At 73.1% G+C, this 26,412-nt stretch carries 16 protein-coding genes, 1 tRNA gene and 2 pseudogenes; 11 read left to right on the forward strand and 8 right to left on the reverse strand.

Going from position 1 to position 26,412, the window contains the following annotated elements:
• Positions 1–81 precede the first annotated feature (81 nt).
• The 4 genes from ACQP0T_RS06290 (at position 82) to ACQP0T_RS06305 (ending at position 4,140) form a co-directional block, all read left to right on the forward strand.
• Positions 82–2,463 (forward strand): GTPase-associated protein 1-related protein, encoded by a 2,382-nt coding sequence (locus ACQP0T_RS06290; protein WP_433871722.1) that lies wholly within the window; start codon positions 82–84, stop codon positions 2,461–2,463.
• 188 nt (positions 2,464–2,651) lie between these two features.
• Entirely contained in the window at positions 2,652–3,260 is a 609-nt protein-coding gene (locus ACQP0T_RS06295) for an Rv1733c family protein (RefSeq protein WP_433871723.1), read from the forward strand.
• Between the two features lie 84 nt (positions 3,261–3,344).
• Positions 3,345–3,533 (forward strand): hypothetical protein, encoded by a 189-nt coding sequence (locus tag ACQP0T_RS06300; protein ID WP_345364459.1) that lies wholly within the window; start codon positions 3,345–3,347, stop codon positions 3,531–3,533.
• Between the two features lie 13 nt (positions 3,534–3,546).
• A complete protein-coding gene (locus ACQP0T_RS06305; RefSeq protein ID WP_433871724.1) occupies positions 3,547–4,140 on the forward strand; it encodes a GNAT family N-acetyltransferase in 594 nt (197 codons plus the stop codon).
• Here the strand turns inward: ACQP0T_RS06305 and ACQP0T_RS06310 are convergent.
• The 4 genes from ACQP0T_RS06310 to ACQP0T_RS06325 form a co-directional block, all read right to left on the reverse strand.
• Positions 4,130–4,441, reverse strand: coding sequence for a hypothetical protein (locus ACQP0T_RS06310; protein WP_433871725.1), 312 nt, complete (start codon positions 4,439–4,441; stop codon positions 4,130–4,132). The genes ACQP0T_RS06305 and ACQP0T_RS06310 overlap by 11 nt on opposite strands.
• 42 nt (positions 4,442–4,483) lie before the next feature.
• The gene (locus ACQP0T_RS06315; protein WP_433871726.1) at positions 4,484–5,020 is read right to left on the reverse strand and encodes an N-acetyltransferase family protein; all 537 of its coding nucleotides are present in this window, start codon (positions 5,018–5,020) and stop codon (positions 4,484–4,486) included.
• Between the two features lie 1,616 nt (positions 5,021–6,636).
• A tRNA-Arg gene (locus ACQP0T_RS06320) sits at positions 6,637–6,713 on the reverse strand.
• 113 nt (positions 6,714–6,826) lie between these two features.
• Entirely contained in the window at positions 6,827–7,381 is a 555-nt protein-coding gene (locus ACQP0T_RS06325; protein WP_433871727.1) for a DUF3558 family protein, read from the reverse strand.
• 84 nt (positions 7,382–7,465) lie between these two features.
• Here ACQP0T_RS06325 and ACQP0T_RS06330 point away from each other — a divergent pair.
• The 7 genes and pseudogenes from ACQP0T_RS06330 to ACQP0T_RS06360 all read left to right on the forward strand — a co-directional run bounded on the left by ACQP0T_RS06330 (position 7,466) and on the right by ACQP0T_RS06360 (position 22,139).
• Positions 7,466–9,480, forward strand: a pseudogene (locus tag ACQP0T_RS06330) (cytochrome c oxidase assembly protein).
• A 118-nt stretch (positions 9,481–9,598) separates the two neighbouring features.
• Positions 9,599–10,012 carry a single-stranded DNA-binding protein gene (gene ssb, locus ACQP0T_RS06335; RefSeq protein ID WP_433871728.1) on the forward strand — a complete coding sequence of 138 codons (414 nt, stop codon included), beginning with the start codon at positions 9,599–9,601 and terminating at the stop codon, positions 10,010–10,012.
• A 144-nt stretch (positions 10,013–10,156) separates the two neighbouring features.
• The gene (gene ettA / locus ACQP0T_RS06340; RefSeq protein WP_433871729.1) at positions 10,157–11,833 is read left to right on the forward strand and encodes an energy-dependent translational throttle protein EttA; all 1,677 of its coding nucleotides are present in this window, start codon (positions 10,157–10,159) and stop codon (positions 11,831–11,833) included.
• 20 nt (positions 11,834–11,853) lie between these two features.
• A complete protein-coding gene (locus ACQP0T_RS06345) occupies positions 11,854–15,867 on the forward strand; it encodes a hypothetical protein (protein WP_433871730.1) in 4,014 nt (1,337 codons plus the stop codon).
• A gap of 201 nt (positions 15,868–16,068) precedes the next feature.
• A pseudogene (locus ACQP0T_RS06350) lies at positions 16,069–21,020 on the forward strand (NAD-glutamate dehydrogenase).
• A 53-nt stretch (positions 21,021–21,073) separates the two neighbouring features.
• Positions 21,074–21,505 (forward strand): acyl-CoA thioesterase, encoded by a 432-nt coding sequence (locus tag ACQP0T_RS06355; protein ID WP_433871731.1) that lies wholly within the window; start codon positions 21,074–21,076, stop codon positions 21,503–21,505.
• Complete coding sequence (locus ACQP0T_RS06360; RefSeq protein WP_433871732.1) at positions 21,498–22,139, forward strand: hypothetical protein; 642 nt, start codon at positions 21,498–21,500, stop codon at positions 22,137–22,139. The genes ACQP0T_RS06355 and ACQP0T_RS06360 overlap by 8 nt, the downstream gene beginning before the upstream one ends.
• Before the next feature lie 92 nt (positions 22,140–22,231).
• On the opposite strand, the gene ACQP0T_RS06365 is transcribed toward ACQP0T_RS06360, so the two are convergent.
• The 4 genes from ACQP0T_RS06365 to ACQP0T_RS06380 all read right to left on the reverse strand — a co-directional run bounded on the left by ACQP0T_RS06365 (position 22,232) and on the right by ACQP0T_RS06380 (position 26,345).
• A complete protein-coding gene (locus tag ACQP0T_RS06365) occupies positions 22,232–23,566 on the reverse strand; it encodes a heparan-alpha-glucosaminide N-acetyltransferase domain-containing protein (RefSeq protein ID WP_433871733.1) in 1,335 nt (444 codons plus the stop codon).
• A 139-nt stretch (positions 23,567–23,705) separates the two neighbouring features.
• Positions 23,706–24,683, reverse strand: coding sequence for a DUF3459 domain-containing protein (locus tag ACQP0T_RS06370; RefSeq protein ID WP_433871734.1), 978 nt, complete (start codon positions 24,681–24,683; stop codon positions 23,706–23,708).
• A 224-nt stretch (positions 24,684–24,907) separates the two neighbouring features.
• On the reverse strand, positions 24,908–25,291 hold the full coding sequence (locus tag ACQP0T_RS06375; RefSeq protein ID WP_345364507.1) for a globin: 384 nt from the start codon (positions 25,289–25,291) through the stop codon (positions 24,908–24,910).
• Positions 25,292–25,364: 73 nt separating this feature from the next.
• On the reverse strand, positions 25,365–26,345 hold the full coding sequence (locus ACQP0T_RS06380) for a mechanosensitive ion channel family protein (protein WP_345364509.1): 981 nt from the start codon (positions 26,343–26,345) through the stop codon (positions 25,365–25,367).
• Positions 26,346–26,412: the final 67 nt, after the last annotated feature.

A 26,412-nucleotide genomic window follows, 5' to 3' on the forward strand; every position in this document is an offset into this window, starting at 1 on the left:
ATGCCCGACTCCGGCCCTGGGTCCGCCTCGTCGCCGCTACCCTCGCGGTGATCACCGGCCAGTCGTGGAACGGAGCACGGGATGAGCGCGCGGGATTTCCATTCGCTGTTCTACACCGACTGCGGTCCCGGGCAGGGAACGCGGGGGACCGAGGGGTTCCAGATCCAGGCGATGTCGGCGGGCACCGGCCAGGAGGACGCGGCCCTGGTGCAGCGCGCCGCGCTCTACGAGGTGCCGCCGGACTGGCTGCGCGAGCGGCGCCCGGTCGCGGAGTTCCCGCCGTCGCTGGTGCACCTGCACGACGGCCGCTACGTCACCGCGCGCGGGGTGTACGCCGACACCGAGCAGGACCGGGTCGGCAACCACTTCACGCACGCCCTGGTCACCGACGACCCCGCCTCCTACGGCGGGCTGCGCCCCGCCCAGCTCTGGCAGGCGCCGTGGTGGGCGGAACGACCGGTCGAGGGCACCGAGTGCTCACCGGTGCCCGCCGAACCCGAGCCCGGTCCGCACACCGCCGCCGAGCTGCGGGACTGGGTGCTGGCCCGCGACGACGGCCACGACTGGCTCACCGCGGTGCACACCGCGCTGGACCAGGTCCGCGAGCCCGATGCCCGGCGGGTGGTGTTCGTGGGGCGGCATCCCGACGAGGTGCTGCGCTGGATCGCGGCGGGGACCCTGCTGCTGCCGCAGGAGCGCGCGCTCCGGATCGGTTTCCGGGTCTACGCCACCGATCCGCGGTTGAGCAGGCAGCACGTCCTCGCGCTGCACCCGGACTGGGCGGGTGAGCTCGACGACGACGACTTCGTGGTGTTCCACCTCGGCGACCGGCGCCGCGGTGCGATCGAACCGAGCGCCGCCGCGCGGCACTGGGTCGGGCGCTTCCTGGACGGCGATCCCGCCGCGGTGGTCGAGGAGCTCGAACTCGCGCACCGGTTCGCCCGGCAGCGCGGGGCCGAGCGGGCCGACGCGGGGGACCGCCTCGCCGCGGGCGTGCTCGCCTCCGGCGAGCCGGTGCCCGACCAGCAGGCCGCGATGGAGCTGGCGGGCTGGCTGGCCGGCACCCGGGCTCCGGAGCAGGCGGTCGACCGGGTCCGGGAGGCGGTGCTCGCGCTGCCGCCGGAGCGGACGGTGCTGGCCCGGCTCGCCGAGACCGCCCACGACGCGCGGGTCCGGGTGGCGCTGCTGCGCGCAGAACTCGCCGAGGCCGCCGCCGGGGAGCCGGCCGCGACCAGCCACCTCGCGGCGCACCGGTGGTCGGCCGAGGAGCTCTCCGACGCCACCGGGCTCGCCGAGGAGACCGCCGCGGACACCGCCCCGGAGCACCTCGACGGGGTGCTGCGGACCGCGGGCCGGTTCGGCCTGGAACCCCGGCCCACCCGGTTCGCGCAGGCCGCGAAGGACTTCATCGCCTGGTGGGCGCAGCACCCGCAGGCCCCGGTGGACCCCCGGGCGTGGCCGTGCCGCGCGGAGCTGATCGCGCTGCTGCGCGAGGAGCTCGGCAGCCGGTTGGCGGAGGACTCCGGCGCGCTCGCCGACGCCATCCGCGAGCACTGGTGGCGGCTGCTCGCGCCGACCGTCGCCGATCCGTTCCTGCCGCTGGACCGGCTCGTCGCCCAGTCCGCCGTCGCGGCCGGGGGCGAGCCGAGGCAGCAGGTCATCGACGCCCTGCGGGACCGGACGCGGGCCGCCGATCGGCGCGGTCACGCCGACGCGGTGTGGGAGGCGCTGTTCGCGCACACCCCGCCGACGGTCGCCGAGGTGCGCTCGGTGCTCGGCGCGATGTCGGCCACGATGGTCTCCGAGGCGCTGGCCGAGCGGATCTTCCCGGTGTTGGAGAGCGCACCGGCCTCGGCCGACCAGCTCGACGTGCTGCGGATGCTGGTGCACCACCTCGGGTCCGAGCACGAGGGGCTGCGGTCGATGTGGGAGGACGACAGCGCGTTGCGGGCGTGGCTGGCGAACTTCCAGCGGGCGGCGCGCGCGCCCGGCGCCGGGGTCGGGGAGCTGAAGGAGATCGCCGACGAGGTGCTCACCGCGCGCGGGCCGGAGATCGTGGCGGCGCTGCTGTCCATCCCGCCGCCGACCGCGGCCTCGGCCGCCGTGGCCGGGGGCGCGCGGGTGCAGGAGCTGCTGGTCCGGGAACTCCCCGCGGTGTGGGCGGACGAGCAGCGACCTGCCGCGGACCGGACCGGGGCGGTGGCGCTGGCGTTCCTCACCGCCTGGTCGGACAAGGCCACCGAGGGCGCGCGGGTGGCGTTCGACAAGGCGCTGGAGGCGTGGGCCAAGCGGCGCACCTCCGCCGAGTACCGGAAGGTCAGCAAGCTGCTGCGCGGGGTGGACGCGGACAGCGCTCGCGCCTGGCACGACTGGCTCAAGGAGCTCTTCGACGCCAAGCCCAAGTCGACGGCGGCGCGGCTGGCCGAGCGTTGGCGCACGCGCTGGTCCCAGCGGAAGGGCTGAGGCGAACGCGGGTGCCCGGCGGAGATCACCCGGTGCAGCGATCGAGTCGCCATTTACTACACCGATGGTGTATGGACAATCACGCGGCCATAACGATGAGATTGGCGTCGGCGAATGCTGGGCGGGTGCGCGCCGCGACCGGACCGCGGAGCGCGCTCCGGCACCGGACCGGTCCCACGGAGGCTCGCATGATGGCGGCGCTGAAGGCGCACACGGGATGGCTGTTCCACGCGCTGAGCACATCCCCGAACCCGCTGCGCAGACCCATCGACCGGGTGGCCGCGCTGCTGTCGCTGCTGCTGCTGTGCGGCACCGTGCTGGCGGTGCCGGTGGCGCTGACCTCCGGATCGGTGGTGCGGGAGAACCTGACCCGGCAGGCCGAGCGGCAGGCCGCGGGTAGCAGGCCGATCAGCGCGGTGCTGACCACCGACGCCCGGATGGAGGTGCCGGTCTCGGAGGTCTACGGCTACGGCGACGCGGGCACCACGGCGCTGGTGAGCTGGCCGACGCCGCTGGGCGACCGGGTGGAGTCCGTGCCGGTCCCGGCGGGCAGCAGGGCGGGCGAACGGGTCGAGGTCTGGGTGGACGGCGCGGGAACGCGGGTGCCCGCCCCGCCGAGCGAGGCGTCGATCACCACCGCGGCCGCGTTCACCGGGGTCCTCGTGCTCGTGGTGGCCGAGGTGCTCTGCTTCGGCGCGATGCTCGGGGTGCAGGCGGCGGCGCGGCGGATCGCGCTGCGCGGGTGGGAGCGGGAGTGGGCCCACGTGCAGCGCGGCGGGAGCTGGTCGCAGCACTGACGGGTGAACATCAAGGGGCTGCGCCGCCCGATCGGGCGGCACACTCGGGGGCGAAGCTGGACCCGCCGTTCCCGAGGAGCCGGTGTGACGCCCTACGCCCCGATCAGCACCGCGAAGGTGATCCAGGCCGTCGAGGCCGCCGACGAGGAACGCCTGGCGCTGCTGTCCGAGCGGTGGCCGGAGCTCGCCGTCGCGCTCGGCGAGCTGCTGCGGTCCAACGGGCGGGGCGTGCCGGTGCGCTGGCGGCAGCGGAGTCCGTCCTCGCTGCGCTGAGTACGATGGCGGCGTGCCGATCATCCGTCCCGCGGAGACCGCCGACGTCGACGCCGCCGTGGTCACGCTGCGCGCGGCCTTCGCCGACTACCCGTTCACCCGGCACACGCTGGCGGCCGAGGGCTACTCGGACCGGTTGGCCGAGTCGCAGCGGCTGTTCCTGACCCGCGTCGGCCTGCGGCACGGCCGGGTGTGGGTCAGCGAGGACGTCGCCGCGGTGGCGGCCTGGACCACCCCGGACTCGACCGGGCTGGACGAGGCGTTCGCCGAGCTCGAACCGCGGATGCGGGAGCTCGCCGGGGATCGCGCCGCGCTGTCCGAGGCCGCCGAGGACGCGCTGAACCCGCACCGCCCGCGCGAACCGGCGTGGTTCCTCGGGACCGTCGGGGTGCTGCCCGACCGCCAGGGTCGCGGACTGGGCCGGGCCGTCGTCGAACCAGGATTGCGCGCCGCCGACGAGCAGGGCGCCCCGGCGTACCTGGAGACCTCGCTGCCCGGCAACGTCGCCTTCTACCGGGGATTGGGCTTCGAGGTCGTCGCGGAGGTCGAGCTGCCGGGCGGCGGCCCGACCACCTGGGCCATGTCCCGGCCCCCGGTCACCCGCTGACCCCGCGCCGTTCGAGCACCGCGCCCACCGCCGAGGTCGCCACCAGGACCAGCGCGCCGAGCACCGCCCACCGCATGTCGCCCAGCCACACCCAGCCGAGCGAGCCGGCGATGAGGCAGGTGAACCCGACCGCGGACAGGACGTCGGGCGGTCCCGGCGTCCCGAGCACCGCGGCGAGCAACGCCATCACCAACGCCACCGTCAAGGCGTACTGCCATTCGCCGAGCAGCACGGCCCCGACGAGGCCGACCACCACCGCGGCCCCGACGAGGCGCGACAACACCCCACGTGCACGGCCCACGTCGAGCAGTGTAGGTCGGCCGGGGGCTTTCGACCGCTCGGACTAGAGCGGCAGGTGCAGCAGGATCTCGTCGCGATCGTCGCCGGGGGCGATGCGCAGCGCACCCGGCCAGCGGCCGACCTCGCGCCAGCCGAGCTTGGCGTAGAACTCCTCCAGCCCCATCCCGGAGCGCGCGGTCAGCTGGAGCTGCTCGACGCCGAGCTCGTCGCGGGCCACCTCCCGGGCGAAGGTCATCAGCCGGGTCCCCACGCCTTCGCCCCGGCGCTCGGGACGGCTCTGCACCCGGTGCACCGAGGCCCGGTGGGCGACCAGCGGCGCCGGATCGCGGTGCAGCACGAGCCATCCGGCGAGCCCGCGCCCGTCCGAGGCGGTGAGCAGGCGGCAGCGATCCGGGTGCAGCTCCGAGATCAGCGCGTCCACCGCCCGGACGACCTCGTCCTCCGGCACGGGCGGGACCGGGAACCCCACGGCGCCACCCGCGTTGGACACGTCGAGCCAGCAGGACACCAGGGCGCGGCGGAGCAGGTCGTCGACGTGGGCACCGGTCGTGCACTGGTTGAGCACCAGGGAACGCAACATGCGCGCAGTATCACCGCGCGCTCCCGGCCCCACCGAGCCGGGTCCCGCCGCCCGCCGGAGACGGCCGCGCTGAGCGGGATCCGCTCGCTTCGCGGCTTCGACGTACGCGGTGATCAGGGCCGGGACCTGCTCGGTCGGCCACGTCGAGGGCGGCGGCACCCGCCGCGCCGCCTCGGCGGACGTGGGTGGACCCGATGCCCGCACCGCTTGCGCGATCCGCGACCACGGCGCACCTGACCCGAGGCACGAATCGCATGGCACGTGCTCACCCGGCCTGATCGCCTCCAACCCGGGTGAACGCACCCAGTCGCCGCGCAGCGGGTGACCGCACACCACCCACCCGTCCGCCGCGCTCAGGTGCACCCGCGTCTGGTCGGGCGAGATCATCCAGGACCGGCCGATCACGCGCCGTCCCGGAGCGGGACGTGATTCCTCCGCCCGCTCAGCGGTCGGGGCCGCTTCGCGGCTGCCGTAGTCGGCCGCTGGGTAGCGGTGGAGCGCCGGTGCCACCACCCCGAAGGGGAGCACCAGGTCGGCGACGAAGAATGCGTACAAGCCGGGTGTTGGGCCACCAGAGTGACTTACCCCTTTTCGAAGTACGGCCGGTATCAAGCCCCGTAGGCCTGATGCGAACATCAACGACCAGTACCGTATTCGCCGCGGCTGCTGTCATGATCGTCGGACTGGCTTTTCCGGCAGTCGCAGCGCCTGAGTACAGCTTTCAACCAGGCGAGGTCGAAGGCTCCGCCACGCAGCCTCCACCTCCGCCGCCGTCCTCTGCTCCCAGCGTCGTCACGTATACGATCCCTGGCGCCGGTCCGGAGCAGCGAGCGGTGCAGGCGGAGTGCCGCATCGTGCCGGAAGGTCATGTGCACAGGAGGAGATCCACCGACGGCGCAGGTGTGAAGGCTCGGATCAACTGCGACACGCCCGTCGCGTCGCTCTCGTTGACGGGTGAAATGTTCTACTACTGGGGAGATTGGTGGCCACGGTCCGGGAGCCCGAATCTCTCAGTCGCAGAACTTCAACATGCCTACCCTTGGCAACGATCGCACCACCTCACCGCCTTGTGCCAATAGAAACCCGACCTGGTGGTACGGCGAATTCAATGGCGCCGTGGTGCCCGTGCAGGGGCAGGAGCCGCTGCCCATCGAGTTCACCACAGACGAGGGGGAGATTCCGTGTGGACCATCGTAGGGTCATGGAAGTACATGACTTCGATGACCGAGACGTCTGCGAGATCCTGACCGAGCCGACTTTCATGGCCGAACTGTGGTCGTGGAACCTCGACCGAACAGGCGAACCTCAGCACCACGAAATGCAAGCTTCTGTGCTAACCGGCTGCGACGTGCAGGAAGCTATGGCTTGGTGTGAACGGAACAAACCCACGCCAGGGTGCTTCGTCCTGTACGCCGGAACTTGGACGAACCGGGGTTTCCTTTCAGCGTTGTGGCTGGCAGGTCGCACACCTACCCCTGAAGACCGGCCCCACGGCGCTTCCTCCACGGTGACGTACACCGTCTGAAGTTTCGCGTGGAAACCACCGGGCTTCGAACCCGAAGAGAGTTCGAGGCCCGGTGGCACGGCCTGGTCCGGCAATCCCTACGTCTCCCAGGTGGCGCCCCCAGCAGGACTCGAACCTGCGACCTAAGGATTAGAAGTCCTTTGCTCTATCCGGCTGAGCTATGGGGGCCCTTGCGCTGCTCCGTGAGCCGCAGCAAGCAAGGGTAGCGGTAGAGATGTCCGGTTGTCGGGTCGACGCTGCACCGTTGCAGACCCGGTATCGAACGGGAGCCTCGCCGTCGTTCACCCCGTGGGGAGGTTCCGGAGCGCCGCCGTCGTGAGGTCCTGGAGCACGTCGGTGGTGTCGGCGGCGGTGGCCCCGCGCAGCGAAAGCATGGTCACGAGCGTGTGCTCGGCGTTGATCGCCGCGGTCGCCGTGCAGGTCTGGAAGCCGTCGATCACGTCGCAGTACAGCCACGCCGAGTGCCCTTCGACGTCGACGTCGACGCCGCGGGGCTGCTTGGCCTTGGCGGCCTCGAACTCGTCGTTGAAGCCCACCGCCGCGGTGTTGCCGGGCTGCGCGCCGCCCAGCGCGTAGGTGCAGGTGCGCGGTGTCGGGTTGCCCGGGTACGGACCTCCGGTGGTCCCGCCGGCCTGGTCGAGATCGGCGGGAGCGAGCAGGGTGCACGGGTCGACGCCGGTCACCGCGCGCGGTGTGGGGATGGCGGCGATCGAGGCGGAGTCGTCGCGGAAGCCCACGGCGGGCACCGGCTCACCGGTGATCGACGCACCGCAGCCGGCCAGTGCGACCAGCAGGGACGCGGACAGCGCGGGGAGCCATCGGCGGGCAGCAGTCACGGGGTGAACAGTATCGGTGTGGCGTGCGGCAAAGCACGGGGTTGCGCATCATCGGCCGACCTGGGCGGCGGTTACGCTCGGTGCGTGTCAACCGAGACCGTTCGCGAGCCCGCTCGGGACCGGCAGCCGTCGAACGCGGTGGCCGTTCTCGCCGTGACCGGAGGCCTGCTGGCCGCGGTGGTCGCCGCCGCGCTGACCGCCCTGTTCGCGGCCGACTCCTACGCCCAGTACGGGTTGCCCGATCCGGGGCCGATCACCAGCTACGGCCTGCCGGTGGTCCGCGTGATCGCCGAGAGCGGTGCCGTGGTGACCATCGGCTCGCTGCTGCTCGCGGCGTTCGGGATCCCGGCGAAGCGGTCCGGCGCGCTGGCCGCCGACGGCTACGCCGCGGTGCGCACCGCGGGGTGGGCCGCCGCGGTCTGGTGCGTCGGCGCGGCGCTGCTGGTGCCCTTCATCGCCGCCGACGCCACCGGCCGCGCGGTGTCGGAGGTGCTCAGCGCCGAGGTGCTGTTCGGCCTGGTCGACGCGCTGGAGGAGGCGAAGTCCTGGGGGCTGACCGCGCTGATCGCCTTCCTCGTCGCGGTGACCTGCCGGGTGGTGCTGTCCTGGGGCTGGACGACCGCGGCCTTCGGCCTGTCGCTGGCGGGCATGCTGCCGGTGGTGGCCACCGGCCACTCGGCCAGCGGTGGCGCTCACGACATCGCCACCAACAGCCTGCTGTTCCACCTGTTCGGCGCGGTGCTGTGGGTCGGCGGTCTGATCGCGCTGCTCGCGCACGCCGCGCGCGGCGGCGCGCACGTCGGCCTGGTCGCCCGCCGGTTCTCCCGGATCGCGCTGGTCTGCTGGCTCGCCATGGCGGTCTCCGGCGTGGTCAACTCGCTGGTCCGGGTGCCGCTGGACCAGCTGCTCACCACGTCCTACGGACTGCTCGTGGTGGTGAAGGTGGTCTGCCTGGTGGTGCTCGGCGTGGTCGGCTACTACCAGCGCAGCGCCAGCGTCCGGCGGATCGAGAACGGCACCGGCGGCCTGCTGCGGCTGGGCGCGGTCGAAGTGCTGATCATGTTCGTCACCATCGGCGTGGCGGTCGCGCTGGGCCGCACCCCGCCGCCCGCCGAGCTGGGCCCGATCCCGGGCACCGCCGAACTGCTCATCGGCTATCCGCTGCCGGAAGCGCCGTCCACCCTGCGGCTGTTCTTCGACTGGCGGTTCGACCTGGTCTACGGCACCGCGGCGTTGGTGCTCGCCGGGCTCTACCTGTGGGGGTGCTGCGGCTGCGGCAGCGCGGCGACCGGTGGCCGGTCGGCCGCACGGTCGCCTGGCTGTGCGGGTGCGCGACGATCCTGGTCGCGACGTCCTCGGGCATCGGCAAGTACGCCCCCGCGGTGTTCAGCGTGCACATGGGCCAGCACATGCTGCTGTCCATGCTGGCGCCGGTCTTCCTGGTGATGGCCGGTCCGACCTCGCTGGCGCTGCGGGTGTTCAAGCCCGCGGGCAAGGGCGAGCCGCCGGGGGCGCGGGAGTGGCTGCTGGCGTTCGTCCACTCGCCGATCACCCGGGTCCTGACCCAGCCGATCGTGGCGCTGGTGCTGTTCGTCGGCTCGTTCTACGCGCTGTACTTCACCGGGCTGTTCGACGTGGCGCTCAGCGAGCACTGGGCGCATCTGGCGATGAACGCGCACTTCCTGCTGGTCGGCTACGTCTTCTACTGGCCGGTGATCGGGATCGACCCGGCGCCGCGCCCGCTGCCGCACCTGGGCAAGCTCGGGCTCGTCTTCGCCTCGATGCCCTTCCACGCCTTCTTCGGCATCGCGCTGATGATGTCGCAGACGGTCATCGCGGAGACCTTCTACCGGGGGCTCGACCTGCCGTGGATGACCGACCTGCTGTCCGACCAGCGGCTCGGCGGCGGGCTGGCGTGGGCGTCGGGCGAAGTCCCGCTGGTCGTGGTGATGCTGGCGCTGCTGATCCAGTGGTCGCGCGCCGATGACCGGATGGCCCGGAGGATCGACCGGAAGGCCGATGCGGACGGGGAAGCGGACTTGGCCGCCTACAACGCGATGCTCAAACGAATGGCTGAACAGGACCGCACCGGCGGGTGAGTTGTCCACAGGCCGCCGAGTTGTCCACAGATTGTGACGACGTGGTGGCGCCCGGTGATCGCGCTCGGGCACTCTCGTCGTGGGGCCGGTGGTCGGCTCCGCGACGCGAGGAGGTCCCATGTTCGAGACGACCGCGACCGTGGTGGGCATCGTGCTCACCGATCCGGTGACCCGGGAGACGGCGAACGGCAACCGGGTGGTGAGCTTCCGGCTCGGTGCCACCTCGCGCCGGTTCGACAAGACCACGTCCGAGTGGACCGACGGCGACCGGTTCATCACCACCGTGAGCTGCTGGCGCCACCTGGCCGAGCAGGTGCCCTCGGCGGTCGGCCGGGGCGACCCGGTCGTGGTCTCCGGGCGGCTGCGCACCCGCGAGTACGAATCCGGCGGGCAGTGGCGCACTGCCGTCGAGCTGGACGCCTCCGCCCTGGGGCTCGACCTGGCGCGGCTGCGCGGCCCGGCCCCGGTGGGAGCCGATCCGCCGTTCCCGGCTCGGACCGAGCCCACCAGCCGGATCGCCGAGGTCGGCTGACCGGGCGTGGCGCCGTGCTCACCAGCGATGACGTGAACGACGAGGAGGTGATGCCCCACCCCGCCGGATGCGGAGGAGATGCCGCCCGGTCGGTGGGCTGACCGCGTGCGCGGACGCACCCGCGGCGCAACTACGATTCAGGGCATGGCCGAGTTCATCTACACCATGAAGAATGTGCGCAAGACGCACGGTGACAAGGTCATCCTCGAGAATGCGACCATCCAGTTCTACCCGGGCGCCAAGATCGGTGTCGTCGGGCCGAACGGGGCTGGCAAGTCAACCGTGCTGAGCATCATGGCGGGACTCGACCAGCCGAACAACGGTGAAGCGTTCCTGACGCCGGGCTACACGGTCGGCATCATGCAGCAGGAGCCGCCGCTGAACGAGGAGAAGACCGTCCTCGGCAACGTCGAGGAAGGCGTTGGCGAGATCAAGGTGAAGCTCAACCGCTTCAACGAGATCGCCGAGCTGATGGCCACCGACTACTCCGACGAGCTCATGGAGGAGATGGGTCGGCTGCAGGAGGACCTCGACCACGCCGACGCGTGGGAGCTGGACTCCCAGCTGGAGCAGGCGATGGACGCCCTGCGCTGCCCGCCGCCGGAAGCAGAGGTCAAGCACCTCTCCGGAGGCGAGCGCCGCCGGGTCGCCCTGTGCAAGCTGCTCCTGAGCAAGCCCGATCTGCTCCTGCTCGACGAGCCCACCAACCACCTGGACGCGGAGAGCGTGCTGTGGCTGGAGCAGTTCCTCGCGAACTACGCGGGCGCCGTCCTCGCCGTCACCCACGACCGCTACTTCCTGGACAACGTCGCCGGCTGGATCCTGGAGCTGGACCGCGGGCGCACCTTCGCCTACGAGGGCAACTACTCGGCGTACCTGGAGAAGAAGGCCGAGCGCCTCGCGGTGCAGGGCAAGCGCGACGCCAAGCTGCAGAAGCGCCTCAAGGACGAGCTCGACTGGGTCCGCTCCAACACCAAGGCCCGCCAGACCAAGTCCCGGTCCCGACTGGCCCGGTACGAGGAGATGGCGGCCGAGGCGGAGAAGACCCGCAAGCTCGACTTCGAGGAGATCCAGATCCCGCCGGGCCCGCGGCTGGGCAACGTCGTGGTCGAGGTCGAGCACCTCAAGAAGGGCTTCGACGACAACCTGCTGATCGACGACCTGTCGTTCACGCTCCCGCGCAACGGCATCGTCGGCGTCATCGGACCGAACGGCGTCGGCAAGACGACGCTGTTCAAGACCATCGTGGGGCTGGAAGAGCCGGACGAGGGCGACGTCAAGGTCGGCGACACCGTCAAGCTGTCCTACGTGGATCAGAACCGGGCCAACATCGACCCGGACAAGACGGTCTGGCAGGTCGTCTCCGACGAGCTGGACTACATCCACGTCGGGCAGGTCGAGATGCCGTCCCGCGCCTACGTCAGCGCGTTCGGGTTCAAGGGCCCGGACCAGCAGAAGCCGGCCGGGGTGCTCTCCGGCGGTGAGCGCAACCGCCTGAACCTGGCGTTGACGCTCAAGAAGGGCGGCAACCTGATCCTGCTGGACGAGCCGACCAACGACCTCGACGTGGAGACCCTCAGCTCGCTGGAGAACGCCCTGGAGCAGTTCCCCGGCTGCGCCGTGGTGATCTCCCACGACCGCTGGTTCCTGGACCGGGTCGCCACCCACATCCTCGCGTGGGAGGGAGATGACGAGAACCCCGCCAAGTGGTTCTGGTTCGAAGGTAACTTCGAGGGCTACGAGGCCAACAAGATCGAGCGCCTCGGTGCGGACGCGGCCCGTCCGCACCGGGTGACGCATCGGAAGTTGACCCGGGGCTGAACGGAGGCGCCTTGGCGAGCGTGCAGGTTTCACCTCGCACCGGCTCGGCGCACGAACTCCTGGAACCCGCTGAGCAGATGTGCTGGCGGGTTCCGGAGCTCGCGCTGGTGTTCGGTGATCGCGCGGTCGCGCTCGCGAGGCGGACAGGTGACCGCGGCGCCCGGCTGCAGGCCGAGGCGCTGGCGATCTTCTGCTCGAACCGGCTGGGTCGGGGCGTGGCGGTGACCCACCGCGCCCTGACCGCGGTCCGGGATGCCGAGGCGGCGGGGGACGAGGAGATCGGCGGGCGGCTGCGCGTCGAGCTCGCGTGGTGCGCCCGCGCCGCCGACAGCCACGAGGTCGCGGCGCGGGTGCTGCGCCCGGTGCTGCGCCGGGAACGCATCGAGCCCGCCGTGCGCGCGCACGCGCTGCTCGCGATGGCCTCCTCGCTGCCCGCGTCGCGGCAGCACGTCGAGCGCCTCGACGCGCTCGACGAGGCCGAGCGGCTGTACGAGTCGATCGACCTGACCCGCGACGAGCTCCGGCTGGTCCGGGCCCGGGTGCGCGCGGCCCGCGCCGGTCACCACCGCAGGCAGGGTGAGTTCGACAAGGCCGTCGAGGTGGTCGATCAGGGCCTCGACCAGCTCGACCGGCTCGGCGACCCGGACGCCGACAGCGGTGAGCACCGCGCGCGACTGGTGCTGGAGCGCGTCCACGCCCTGTTCGAACTGGGCCGGCGCGCGGAGGCGGTGCGGGTGGCCGACGCCGTGCTGTCCCGACCGGTGCGCGCGGCGGCGGCCGGCCCGGTCGGTTGGCTGGGGCTCGCCATCAGCACCCGCGTCCACCTGCCGGAGGACGACCACGACGCGGCGGTGCGGGTGCTCAACGACACGGCCGCGATCGCCGACCGGCACAAGCAGGACGCGGTGCTGACCGAGGCGTTCAACGCCTTGTCGCAGGCCCACGAGCGCTGCGAGGACTTCCCGGCGGCGCTCACGGCGTTGCGCTCCGCCTACGCCGCCGACCGGCGCTGGCGGGCCGCCGTGCACAGCGCGCGGGTCCGGCTGCTCGAAGCGTTCCCGGCGTTGGCCGACGACGCGGCCGTCACGGCCCTCGCCGCCGTGGTCGGCGGCACCGCTCGGGCGGCCGAACAGCCGGCGGCGGTGCCGACCGCCGAGCCCGGGGCCGAGCCGACCGCTACGCCCGGGGTCGAACAAGCCGCTACGCCCGGGGCCGAGCTGAGCGCTGCGCCCAGGGTCAAGCCATCCGCTACGTCCGGGGGCGAGCCGAGCGCTGCGTCCGGGGGCGAGTCGACTGCCGCGTCCGGGGTCGGGCGGAGCGCTGCGTCCGGAGCTGAGCCGTCCGCCGCGTCCGGGGCCGGGCCGACTGCTGTGTCCGGAGCCGAGCCGAACGCCACACCCGGGGCTGAGCCGACCGCCGCGCTCGCGACCGACGATCAGCGGGAAGTGGACGCCTCGGCCGACGAGAGCCCCGGAACTGCGCCGGAAGCGGCCGCATCCGTCCCGGCCGGTGCCGTCGCGGACGACGCGCGCACCGGGGTCTCCCGAGGCGGCGCGCATGACGCGGCGTCGGTCGCGCGGGCCGAGGCCGCCGCCGCGGTGCAGTCCGGCACCAGGGCGGCGCGCGCCGCGCACGCGGGCACCCGCGGTGAGCGGGAGCCAGCACGCCCCCGCCCGGAGGTGCCCGGCCCCCGCGGTGGCTCGGACGGCGCGGTCGGGAGCAAGCACGATCTCCCGGCCCCCGGCGGTCGCGGCACCGTGGAGTACGAGGTCCGCGGGGCGTGGACGCCGGAGCCCGCGCGCGGCGGTGGGCGCCGCCGCGCCGAACCGGACGACCCGCGCGCGGAGTCCGAAGCCGCGGGACCCGCTGCGGGCGGTCGTCGTCGCGCGGATCGGTCGCCGGAGTTTCCGCAGGCGTGGCCGGAGGCGGTCGAGTCCGCGGTGAGCGACCGCAGCCGCGCGGCCCGGCCGGAGGAGGCGCACCCGGAGTTCGGAGCCGTGGACCCGGGGGCGGGTGGTCGTCGTCGTGCGGACCGGTCGGAGGTCCCGCAGGCGCGGTCCGAGGTGACCGAGTCCGCGGCGCGAGGCCGCCGCCGCGCGGCCGTGCCGGACCCGGGGACCGACACCCGCGGCCCCGGCCGTGCGGGGGAGGACACCGGGCGGGCGGCGCGCCGTGCGCCCGCGGGCGAGCGCGACGGCGCGGCGGAAGGCGGGGAGCGCTTACCGGGCCGCGTCGACGACCTGGCCGAGCACGCGTGGCCGACGGCCGAAGGCCGATCGCGGGAGCCCGTCGACGAGCAGGCGTGGCCGGAGGAGCTCCCGGCGGAGGCACCGGCGCGCCGCCGAACCCCTGCCGAGCAGCCGGGTGATCCGGTGACGAGCACGTGGACGTCCGGCCGGCGCGGATCCGGGTACGAACCCGCCGTCGCCCCGCCGGAAGACCAGCCTGGTGGTCGGCGCGCCAGGTCCACGAGCGAGAGCACCTACCGGTACGGCACCGGGAGCACGGCGGACGTCGAGGCATCGGGCGGTCGGCACGGCGGGGAACACGCGGACCCCGGGCAGGCAGCCGGTCGGCACGGTCCCGCAGCCCGGTCGGCGGCGTTCGGCGACGCGGCGTCGCGCGCCGAGGGCGTTCCCGGGTACGGGCAGGCCCCCGGCGAGGCGTCGGTGCCGGGCGACCGTTCGGCGACCGGAAGGCCTTCCCCCGGTTCGCGCCGGGGAACCGGAGACGCGGGCACGGCCGGGAGGTGGGACCGGGACGCCGCCTGGCCACCGGACGAGGACGTCGCGGAGCCCTCGCCGGGGCGGTACGGCGACGACGCCGGGGGAGCGGGGACTGCCGCGGCGTGGGAGCCCGGCATTGCCGATGCTGCTGTCGGGCAGGGCCGTGCGCGCCGGAGACGCGCCGAAGCCGCGTCCTGGACGCCGGGTGCCGTGGAGGGCGGCGGTTCGCCCAGCGCGGCTGGCGGAAGTGCGGCTGACACCGAGCCGTGGGCGCACGCCCGGTCTTCGGCCGCTGAGGATCTCGCCCCGTCCGGGAGGCACGACGCGGACGGGGCCGGGTCCGCCGAGCCGGGGTGGGACCTGGGCGGCGCTTGGCCGTCCGAGGTGCGGCAGGACCCGGCGGAGTCCGCGTGGCCGGAAGCCGAGGAGCCCGCCCGCGGGCGGCACGGGACGGCCGCCGACCCCGGTTCGGCCGGTCGGCACGGCGCCCCGGCGGACGACGGGACCGGCGAGGTCGACGACTTCGGCCTCTCCCGGAGCGATCTCAGCGTCCGGGACGCCGCGCGCCGTCTGATGGAGACCCTGACCGGACGTCCGGAGATCTTCCGCGACGCGGTCGGCGGTGCTCGGCGGACCGAGGCCGCGCACGAGCCGGACGCGGTGCCCGAGGTCACCGGCCCCGCGCCGGAGCCGGAGCCCACCGGCGCGTGGCCCGGCGAGGACCGGTCGGCCGAGGCCGATGACCGGGGCCCGGGGCGCGATACCGCCGACGTGACGACGATCATGCCGGTCATCGCGGTGCCGCCGGAGCCGGACGTCGCGCCGTCCGATCCGCCGGGTGAGCAGCAGTTCCGCGCCGAGGAACCCGAGGGCGGACGCCGCTCGCGCGGCCGCTCGCTCTCCGAGATCCGCGCTAGCCTGGCGCTGCGCGAGCAGGAGCGGTCCGGGCAGCGGCATTCCCGATCGGGAACGGATGAGCCGCCCGAGGACGGCGAACCGGCTCGGACGGGTGAAGCTCCCGAACTGGTGGCCGAACAGCGCCCCGACTGGCAGGCTGCCGAGCAGGGGGACGTGGTGGACCTGCCGACCGGGGAGCCCGGGGCCGAGGTCGGTCTCGCCGAGCTGCTGACCGAGGCCCTGATGGCCTACGAGACGGGACGCCGGGGGGAGGGCACCGAGCATGGCCGAGCGCCCGGCAGGCACGGCCGACCCGGCTCGACGCGTTCGTCCACTTCGGATTCCCGTGGTGCGGACGCGCGGCACCGGTGGCCCGGTTTCGGCTCCACCGCGCCGAATCCGCCGACGTAGGTGGCCGACCGCCGACCGCCGTCCCCGGCCCGGGCGGCCGCGTGGGACGCCGCCGCGGGGTCACCGTGCGCGGGGGTGCGCGCAGGCGCCGAGCGCGGTCCGCGCACCCGCCCCGCCCCGCGAATCCGGCCCGGACGGACCTCTTAAGCTGGGAGCCGTGTGGGCACAACGAGGTGCCGTCAAGCGTGGAGCTGCCTGAAGATGACTTCGAACCCCGGACAGGTGAAGACCGGACTCCGGTCGCCCGGCGTGACCGCGGCGGCCGGTGACGTGGAGAGCCCCGAGCTGGTGAAGGAGCGCCTGCTCGCGAGCGCCGCCGAGATCGCGCCGGAGCTGGGCGAGCTGCTGCAGGTGTACTACCGGCACGTCCCTGCCGAGGAACTCGTCGACGACGAGCCCGCCGACCTCGTCGGCGCGCTGCGGTCGCACCGCAGGCTCGCGGCGAACCGCGCCGTCGGGCGCCCGGTGGTGCAGATCTTCAACCCCGAGCGCGAGACGGACGGCTGGCAGAGCCCGGCGACCGTGGTGCAGGTCGTGACCGACGACATGCCGTACCTGGTCGACTCGGTGATCGCCGAGCTGGGGCGCGACGTCGCCGAGGTGCAGCGGGTCATCCACCCGATCGTCTCGGTCCGCCGCGACCTCGCCGGCGACCTGCTGGAGGTGCTGCCGGGGGCCGATCCGGCCGCGCCGCCCGCCGACGCGCTGACCGAATCCTGGATGTTCGTCGAGGTGGACCAGGTCGTCGACGCCGAGCGGATCACCCGCCTCCAGCACGACCTGCTGGGCGTGCTCAGCGACGTCCGGGAGGTCGTCGAGGACACCGAGCGGATGCTCACCGCGGCGCGGACGCTCGCCGACGAGCTGCACGCCGGATCCCCGCCGGTCCCGGCCACCGAGGTCCGCGACGGCGCGGAGCTGCTGCGCTGGTTGACCGAGGGACATTTCACCTTCCTCGGATACCGGCACTACGAGCTCGTGGCCGAGTCCGGAGACCTGTCGCTGCGCCCGGTGCTGGCCTCGGGGCTCGGCGTGCTGCGCAACGACGTCGTCGCCGAGCGGACCCTGACCTCCGAGCTGGACGCCCGCACCACCGCCACCTCGGACGACCTGCTGGTGCTCACCCAGGCCAGCGCACCGTCCACGGTGCACCGGCCTGTGCACCCGTTCTACGTCGGCGTGCGGACCTTCGACGAGGCGGGCCGGGTGACCGGCGAGCACCGGTTCCTCGGCCTGCTCACCACCACGGCGCTGCACGAGAACGTGCTGGACATCCCGGTGGTCGAGCGCCGGGTGCGGGAGGTCATCCACCGCGCGGGGTTCCCGATGGAATCCTACTCGGGCCAGCGGATGCTGGAGGAGATCCAGAACTACCCGCGCACCGAGCTGCTCGCCACCGATTCGGAATCGCTGCAGAGCACCATCACCGGGGTGCTGGCGCTGGCCGAGCGGCGCAAGCTCAAACCGTTCCTGCGCCGCGATCCGTTCGGCCGCTACTACTCGTGCCTGGTGTACCTGCCCCGGGACCGCTACACGACGAGCTCCCGGCTGGCGATGCAGGAGGTGCTGCTCCAGGAGCTCGGCGGCACCGGGCTGGAGTACAGCACCCGCGTCGGCGAGTCGACGCTGGCCCGGGTGCACTTCGTGGTGCACACCGACCCGGAGAACGAGGTCGAGCCGGACCTGGCGCGCATCCAGCAGCGGCTGACCGAGGCGATCCACACCTGGGACGACCAGATGGTCGAGCGGATCGAGGCGGAGCGCACGGGGGCCGCCCGCCGCGGTCGGCGGGCGCGCACCGGTTCGGAGGCGATCAGCCAGATCGGGCAGCGCTACGCCGCGAGCTTCCCGGAGGCCTACAAGGAGGACTTCACCGCCGCCGAGGGCCTGATCGACCTGCGCCGGTTGCAGTCCCTGACCGGTCCGCGCGACGTGCGGATGTCCTTCTACACGCCGCGCGACCCCGACCCGGGGGAGCGGCGGTTCAAGATCTACGTCGCCGGTGGCCGGGTCACCCTCTCGCGCGTGCTGCCGGTGCTGCAGAGCATGGGCGTGGAGGTCGTGGACGAGCGGCCCTACGAGATCGAACCCGCCGAGGGCGAGCGCTGCTGGCTCTACGACTTCGGGCTGCGCCTGGAACCGGGGCTGCTGGACAGCGAGGGCGTGGAGCGGCTGGACACGCTGCGTCAGCGCTTCGAGGACGCGTTCCGCGCGGCCTGGCTCGGCGACGCCGAGGTGGACCGGTTCAACGCGCTGGTGCTGCGGGCCGGGTTGACCTGGCGGCAGGCGTCGGTGCTGCGGGCCTACGCCAAGTACCTGCGCCAGGTCGGCGTGGCCTACAGCCAGGAGTACATCGAGGACACCCTGATCGCGCACCGCACCACGTCGGTGGCGCTGACCAGGCTGTTCGAGGTGCGGTTCGACCCGAACCTGGCCGCGGAGGACCGGGCGGGCCGCGAGGCCGACGCGACCGCCGAGGCGACCAAGCTGATCGACGAGGTCACCAGCCTGGACGCCGACCGCATCCTGCGGTCCTACCTGAGCCTGATCCGGGCGACGCTGCGCACCAACCACTTCGCCGGGTCGCGGCCGTACCTGGCGCTGAAGCTGGAGCCCAAGGAGATCCCGGGGCTGCCGGAACCGCGCCCGCAGTACGAGATCTTCGTGTACTCGCCCCGGATGGAGGGCGTGCACCTGCGCTACGGCTCGGTGGCCCGCGGCGGGTTGCGCTGGTCGGACCGCCGGGAGGACTTCCGCACCGAGATCCTCGGCCTGGTCAAGGCGCAGGCGGTGAAGAACGCGGTGATCGTGCCGGTCGGCGCGAAGGGCGGGTTCGTGGTCAAGCGCCCGCCGGTCCCCACCGGTGACCCGGCGGCCGACCGCGAGGCCGCGCGCGCCGAGGGCGTCGCCTGCTACCGGATGTTCATCTCCGGACTGCTGGACCTGACCGACAACCTGGTCGGCGGGGCGGTCGCGCCGCCGCCGGACGTGGTGCGCCACGACGGCGACGACACCTACCTGGTGGTGGCCGCCGACAAGGGCACCGCCACGTTCTCCGACATCGCCAACGACGTCGCCGGCTCCTACGGCTTCTGGCTCGGCGACGCCTTCGCCTCCGGCGGTTCGGTCGGCTACGACCACAAGGCGATGGGCATCACCGCCAAGGGCGCGTGGGAGAGCGTCAAGCGGCACTTCCTCGAACTCGGCGTGGACACCCAGCGCGAGGACTTCACCGTCGTGGGCATCGGCGACATGGCCGGGGACGTGTTCGGCAACGGGATGCTGCTGTCCGAGCACATCCGGCTGGTCGCGGCGTTCAACCACATGCACGTGTTCATCGACCCCGACCCGGACCCGGCGGTCTCGTTCGCCGAGCGCAGCAGGCTGTTCGCGCTGCCCCGGTCGAGCTGGGACGACTACGACCGGACCAAGATCAGCACCGGCGGCGGCGTGTGGTCCCGCTCGCTGAAGTCGATCCCGCTGAACCCGCAGATCCGCGCGGCGCTGGGCATCGACGACTCGGTGGCGCAGCTCTCCCCGCCGGAGCTGATCAAGGCGATCCTGCTGGCCCCGGTGGACCTGCTGTGGAACGGCGGCATCGGCACCTACGTCAAGGCGGGCACCGAGACCCACGCCGAGGTCGGCGACAAGTCCAACGACGCGGTGCGGGTCGACGGCCAGCGGCTCCGGGCGCGGGTGGTCGGCGAGGGCGGCAACCTCGGCCTCACCCAGCTCGGCCGGATCGAGTTCGCCCGCGCCGGGGCAAGGTCAACACCGACGCCCTGGACAACTCGGCCGGGGTGGACTGCTCCGACCACGAGGTCAACATCAAGATCCTGCTCGACCAGCTCGTCACCGACGGCGAACTGGACACCGGGGCGCGCAACGAGCTGCTGGCCGGGATGACCGACGAGGTCGGCGAGCTGGTGCTGCGGGACAACCACCGGCAGAACGCGGTGCTCGGCGTCTCCCGCTCGCACGCCGGTCCGATGCTGCCGGTGCACGCCCGCCAGATCACCTCGCTGGAGAAGCGCAGCGGGCTGGACCGCGAGCTGGAGGCGCTGCCCGCGCCCAAGCAGATCCGCGAGCGGGAGAAGACCGGGGAGGGGCTGAGCAGTCCCGAGCTGGCCACCCTGATGGCGCACGTCAAGCTCGCGCTCAAGCGCGACGTGCTGGCGGGGGAGCTGCCCGACGCCGAGGCGTTCAGCGACCGGCTCGTCGACTACTTCCCGACCCCGCTGCGGGAGCGCTACGCCGCGGCGATCGCGGCGCACCCGCTGCGCCGCGAGATCATCGCCACGATGCTGGTCAACGAGGTGGTCGACGGCGCGGGGATCTCCTACGCCTACCGGCTGTCCGAGGAGATCAGCGCGTCCACGACCGACGTGGTGCGGGCGTTCGCGGTGGTCACCACGGTCTACGACCTGCACTCGCTGTGGCGGCGGATCGACGCGCTCGCCGGTGCGGTGCCCAGCTCCGTCGCCGATGAGCTGGTGCTGGAGAGCCGCAGGCTGCTCGACCGCGCCGCGCGCTGGATGCTCACCAACCGGCCGCAGCCGCTGGCCATCGGCGCCGAGATCAGCCGGTTCCGGCCGGTGGTCGCCGGGCTCGCCGGTTCGGTGCGCGAGCTGGTGCAGGGCCGGGCGGCCGAGGGCGTCGACGCGAAGGTGCGGCGGTGGGTCGCCGAGGGCGTGCCCGCCGAGCTCGCCGAGGAGGTCGGTTGCCTGCTCGACTCCTACGCGCTGCTGGACGTCACCGAGGTCGCCGAGCTCGCCGAGCGCGACGGCGGGGTGAACGCCGAGCGCAGCCCGCAGGAGAGCGCGGAGCTGTACTACACGCTGTCCGAGCACCTCGACGTCGAGCGGATGCTGCTGGCGGTCAACGGGTTGGAGCGCGGCAACCGGTGGCACTCGCTGGCCCGGCTGGCGCTGCGGGACGACTTCTACGCGTCGCTGCGGGAGATCACCACCGACGTGCTGCGGATCAGCGACCCGGAGGACTCCCCGGCGGACAAGATCGCGCGGTGGGAGTCGCTCAACGCGTCGCGGCTGGCCCGCGCCCGGTCGTCGCTGGAGCAGATCACCAATTCGGGTCTGCTCGACCTGGCGACGCTGTCGGTGGCGGCGCGGCAGTTGCGCAGCATGGTCAGGTGAGGACGTGGGCGTCCGGACGGGCGCCCACCGCACAGCGGAAGGGGGAGCTCGTCGTGGGCGCGTTCGTAGCCGAGGTGCCGTTGCGCTGGTCCGACATGGACGCGTTCGGGCACGTCAACCACGCCAGGACGATCACGCTGCTGGAGGAGGCCCGGGCCGAGCTGCTGTTCACCGAGGCCGAGCGCCGCGGTCTGCTCGGCATGGCGGAGGGGATGGTGGTGGCGCGGGTGGTGATCGACTACCACAGCCCGCTGAACTACCGGTCCGGGACGTTGCAGGTGCAGATGTCGGTGCGCGAGCTCAAGGCCGCGTCGTTCGTGCTCGACTACACCGCGCACGCCGACGAGGTGGTCGCCACGGCCGAGACGCTGATGGTGCCCTACGACCTGCGCGCCGGGCGCCCGCGGCGGCTGTCCACCGACGAGCGCGAGTTCCTCGACGAGTGGTGCGTCGAGGTGCCGGAACCGGAGCTCGGCCGTGCCTGAACTGCGGATGGACGACGCCGTCGAGCGCGAGGACCTGGGTGCGTTCGTCGCCCGGGCGGTGCGGCTGGACGGGCAGGCGGTGGTGCGGATGCGCAACCGCGCCGGGACCGACCGGCTCGACGTCTGGGCGGCGACGCCGTTCGACGCCCTGTGCACCCGGTCGGTGACCGGTTCGGTGGTGCCCGACGACGTCAGCGTCTCGGGCGGCGACCTGCTGGCCGCGCTCACCGTCGCCGGCGGGCCGGTGATGGACCCCGGGCCGCCGCGCGACCTGATGTGGCGCAGCGAGCTGCCCCCGCCGGGCGGCTGGCGGCGGGTGGACGACCTGCCCGCCCGGCTGGTCGGCGAGGTCGCCGAGCGGGGCATCGACGTGGCCAAGGAGAACGTCGGCCCGAAGGGCACCCCGCCCGCTTCGCTGCTGGACCAGGAGGTGTTCACGGTCAGCGGCTCCGGGTACGAGGTGAAGGTGCCGCTGCGCTGCCTGTTCGTGCTCTCCGGCATGGGCTTCCTGGTCAGCGGCCCCGCCGAGGAGGAGATCGTGCGGGTCAGCGCCACCGACTCGTGGCTCCGGCTGGACTCCCGGTTCGGCGCGGTGGTGCGCCGCAGGCACGCCCTGCTCCCCCTCTTCACCTGATCAGCTGATCTTTTTCCAGGTGAGGGGCACCTTCATCCGACTTAGCCGGATGAAGGTGCCCCTCACTCACCACCCTTCCGGGTGGAATGCGGTCAGGGGTGGCGTTCGGCGCGCACCTCGGGGGCCGCGGCGGCGGGAGCTCGGGTGAGGGCGGTGGTGACCCGGGCGACGGCCTCGCTGACCAGCCCCTCCAGCGGGCCGCGCCGGAAGCGGCGGTGCCAGGCCGCGGCGAAGACCAGCGAGAACAGCAGGAACAGCTCCGGCATCGAGGCGTGCACCCAGGCCATGACGCCTTCCGGCCGGTGCCCGTCCCGGGGGAAGTCGGGCAGGTCCGGCAGCTCCGGCATCGCCGGTCCCAGGCTCGCGAGCTCCACCAGGAACTCCGGGGCGCTGCCGAGGACCCAGCCGCCGACCACGATCTGCCAGGTCATCACCAGGGCGTGCAGCGCGTAGAGGGTCAGCGCCATCGATCCGGCCCAGGCCAGCGGCAGCAGCACCCGGCCGGTGCGGTCGGCCAGCTCCAGGCACATCGCGAGGACCACCAGCGCGATGCCGCCGGAACCGGCCAGCTCGAACGTGGTCCCGCTGTGCGCGACGCCCGCCAGCAGCCACTCCGGGTGGTCGACCGGCACCGCGCCCTGCGCCATGCCCTCCGGGTCGACGCCGAACCACTCCACCAGCGCCTGCGACAGCGCGGCGGAACCCACCGCCAGCAGCGTCCCGACCAGGCCGAGGCGCAGCCGCACGGCCCCCGAGCGCAGGTCCAGCCGCCCCACCGCGAGTCCGGCCAGCACCAGCGGGAGGTAGGAGGCCGCCGGGTAGAACCCGAGCAGCAGCAGGTCGAAGACGCCCGACGCGGCCAGCAGGTGTCCCGGGTCGACGGCGTTGATCGAGTCGACCAGCAGCGCCAGCGGGGTGTCGGCCGCCATCCCCGAGCGCAGCAGGAAGGAGAGCTGCGGGCCGACCAGCGCGGCCACCGACGCGGCGATCACCAGCCCGCGGGCGCCCAGGCCCACGAACGGCACCGCCAGCAGGAAGTACATCCCGTAGAAGGGGATGATCACGGTCAGCAGGAAGCCGGCGGGTGCGGTCGCCCAGGCCAGCGCGATGCCCAGCACCACCAGCAGCACGGCCCGCACCGCGATCCGGGTCCGCGCGGTGCGCAGGGCGGTCCCCCGCAGCGGTGCCCCGCGCCCGGACAGCAGCGCCAGCGAGACCCCGGCCAGCACGGTGAACAGCGCCGTCGCCCGGCCGCTGGCGAACTGCGCGGCCCGCGCCTCGCCCGTCCCGCTCAGGAACGGCGCGCCGAAGTGGATCACGAACATGCCGAGCACCGCGACGAACCGGGCGATGTCGACGCCGATCAGGCGACGGGTGCGGACGTCCTCCCGCGGCGGTGGGGTCAGCTCGGGTGGGGAGGCGGTCATGGCTTCCTGGGCGCTCGGCGGCGGGACCCGGAGAATCTACCGGCCCCGCGGCGGCCGTCCGGAGGAAGGTCGGCCTACTGCACCCGGACCTCCGGCCCGGGGGCGAGCGGCGCACGCCCGGCCCCGGACCGTCCCGCGGTCACACCAGCCAGGCGGCCGTGCCGACCGGGAGCTGACCGTCGACCAGCGGCCGGCTGGACAGCAGCACCTCGCCCGGTGGCAGCGGGACCGGGGCGGTGGAGGTGTTGAGCGCGCAGATCAGGGTGCTGCCCACCCGGCGGAAGGCGAAGCAGCCCTCCGGGGCGCCGAACCACTCGATCTCCTCGCCGCGGAACGCGGGGTGCGCGGCGCGGGCCTCCATCGCGTGCCGGTACAGCGACAGCGTCGATCCCTCGTCCTCGAGCTGGGTTTCGGCGGTGAAAGCGGCCCACTCCGGCGGGATGGTGGACCAGTCGACCTGGGCGGCGGAGAACCCGAACGGCGGGTGCTCGCCCTCCCACGGCATCGTGATGCGCTGGTTGCCCGGCAGGCCCAGCTCCTCGCCGTGGCGCAGGCACACCGCACCGGGCAGCGCGAGCTGCACCAGGGCCATCGCCCGGACCGGGGTGAGGGCGGCGGCGTTGCGGCTGCGCTCGGTGTCCCGGCTGGCCATCGCCCAGGCCGGTCGCCGACCGCCCGGTGCGAGCACCCGGGTGACGGCCGACTGCACCGCTTCGGCGTGGAACCCGGCGATCGGCAGGTCGATGTTGAAGTCGAGCTGCCACGGACCCTCGCCGCTGCCGATCACCACGTGCTCGGGAATCCGCGCGACCGCGTCGGCCAGCGCCCCGTGCGGGTCCTCCCGGGGAGCCAGGTGGAACCCGTCGATCTCGTGCTCCAGCCACGGTGCGAGCGCCTGCTGCGGATCGGTCCGCGCCGGGTCGACGTCGGCGGCGGCCAGCACCCGGAAACCGGCGTGGCGCGCTTCGGACAGGAAGCGGGTGAGCCCGGCCGCCGCCGGGTCGATCCCGGCCAGCACGAGCGCGTCCACCCCGAGCAGTTCGAGGTAGCCGAGCCGATCGCGCAAGCCGTCGAGGTCGCCCACCCCGTCGGCGTCGACGTCTGCGAAGGAACGCACGCCGATGCGGTAGAACACCGCATCCGCGTACCAGGGATCAGTGCGTGCCGGCCACATCAGGGGGTGTTCCACCTCATCGTGTTAGCGGTGGCGGTGGACCACGCCCGGCGCGGTGCGGGGACGCGGGGCCTTGCCACGTTGGCGTCCTTCCTCGGTGCCTGTCCGTGCGGTCGTCTCGTTCTTCGCGGAGCGGCGCCCTCCGCCGCGGGTGCCACGGCAGGCCCTCAGAACCAGGAGTTGACCATGCTGTGCGCGGCCATCTCCAGGTAGCTCCAGAGCTGCTCCCGGTGCTCCGGCGCCAGGTTCTCCTCGTCGACGGCGATCCGCATGCAGCGCAGCCAGGCGTCCCGCTCCGCCGGGCCGATCTTGAACGGCGCGTGCCGCATCCGCAGCCTCGGGTGGCCGCGCTGGTCGGAGTAGGTGTGCGGGCCTCCCCAGTACTGCACCAGGAACAGCCGCAGCCGCTCCTCCGCGGGGCCGAGGTCCTCCTCCGGGTACAGCGGCCGCAGCAGCTCGTCGGCGGCCACTTCCTGGTAGAAGCGGGCGACGATCCGGCGGAAGGTCTCCTCGCCGCCCACCTGTTCGTAGAAGGTCTCCACGGAAGTCACCACACCATCCTCTCAGCGAACGCCCGGGGAAGTCTGCCGCCCGGGGTGCGGCGGAGCCAACCCCGGGTCGCGGTCACTGCGCCGGGCTCGTCGGCGGCACCGGCCGCCCGAACGGGTAGGGCGGCTTGATGTCCTCGTCGTCGTAGGCCTGCTTGATCTCGGCCCGCAGCCGCCGCTGCACCGCCCACTGCTGACCGGGCCGGACCTTGGTGGTCAGCCGCAGCGTGATGGTGTCGGCGGTGATCGAGTCCACGCCGAGCATCTCCGGCGCCTCCAGGACGTCCTTGGCCAGCGGGTCGCGCGAGGTGGCTTCGGTGGCGACTTGGGTGGCCACCTCGATGGCCTTCTGCACGTCGCTGTTGTGCGAGATCGGGAAGTCGACCACCGCGACGGCGAAGCCCTGGCTGGAGTTGCCGACCCGCAGGATCTCGCCGTTGCGGACGTACCAGACCGTGCCGTTGAGGTCGCGCAGCGTGGTCACCCGCAGGCCCACCGCCTCGACCGTGCCGATGGCCTCGCCGAGGTCCACCACGTCACCGACGCCGTACTGGTCCTCGACCATCATGAACATCCCGGACAGGAAGTCCCGGACCAGGTTCTGCGCACCGAAGGAGACCGCGACACCGAGCACACCGGCCGAGGCCAGCACCGGTCCGAGCGGGATGTTGAGCACCTGGAGCACGTACATCACGGCGAGCCCGAAGATGACGAACGTCGCCACCGACTTCAGCACCGAGCCGATGGTGCGGGCCCGCTGCTTGCGCCGCTCGGAGAGCAGCTCGGCGGTCAGCGTGTCGGCGCGCCGCTCCTTCATCGGCTGGAGCAGCTTCGGCGTCTTGCCGCCGCCGCCCCGGGTGATCCGGGTGATCGTGCGGTGCACGAAGTACCGGATGATGAACGCGACGAGCAGGATGACGAGGATGTTCAGCGGCTTGGCGATGAGCAGGTCGGAGTACATCGCCATCCAGTGGTTGCCGGTCCAGGTCCACACGGTGTGGCACCAGGTCCCGACTTCCTCGACGCAGCTCGGCTGGGTGAGTAACGGCAGGTTCATGGCTTCGGGGGTTTTCTCCGTGCTGTCGTTCGGGGGAAACGGCAACAGAGCGGCGCAGGTCGACCGC

This window comes from Saccharopolyspora sp. CA-218241 (assembly GCF_050954615.1).
In the GTDB taxonomy this organism is placed as follows: domain Bacteria; phylum Actinomycetota; class Actinomycetes; order Mycobacteriales; family Pseudonocardiaceae; genus Saccharopolyspora; species Saccharopolyspora cebuensis.

Bases quoted from the DNA above. Each gene is read 5' to 3' on its own strand.
- ACQP0T_RS06365 (WP_433871733.1), bottom strand. From the start codon at position 23,566: ATGACCGCCTCCCCACCCGAGCTGACCCCACCGCCGCGGGAGGACGTC.
- ACQP0T_RS06380 (WP_345364509.1), bottom strand. From the start codon at position 26,345: ATGAACCTGCCGTTACTCACCCAGCCGAGCTGCGTCGAGGAAGTCGGG.
- ACQP0T_RS06315 (WP_433871726.1), bottom strand. From the start codon at position 5,020: ATGTTGCGTTCCCTGGTGCTCAACCAGTGCACGACCGGTGCCCACGTC.
- ACQP0T_RS06290 (WP_433871722.1), top strand. From the start codon at position 82: ATGAGCGCGCGGGATTTCCATTCGCTGTTCTACACCGACTGCGGTCCC.
- ssb (WP_433871728.1), top strand. From the start codon at position 9,599: ATGTTCGAGACGACCGCGACCGTGGTGGGCATCGTGCTCACCGATCCG.
- ACQP0T_RS06295 (WP_433871723.1), top strand. From the start codon at position 2,652: ATGATGGCGGCGCTGAAGGCGCACACGGGATGGCTGTTCCACGCGCTG.
- ettA (WP_433871729.1), top strand. From the start codon at position 10,157: ATGGCCGAGTTCATCTACACCATGAAGAATGTGCGCAAGACGCACGGT.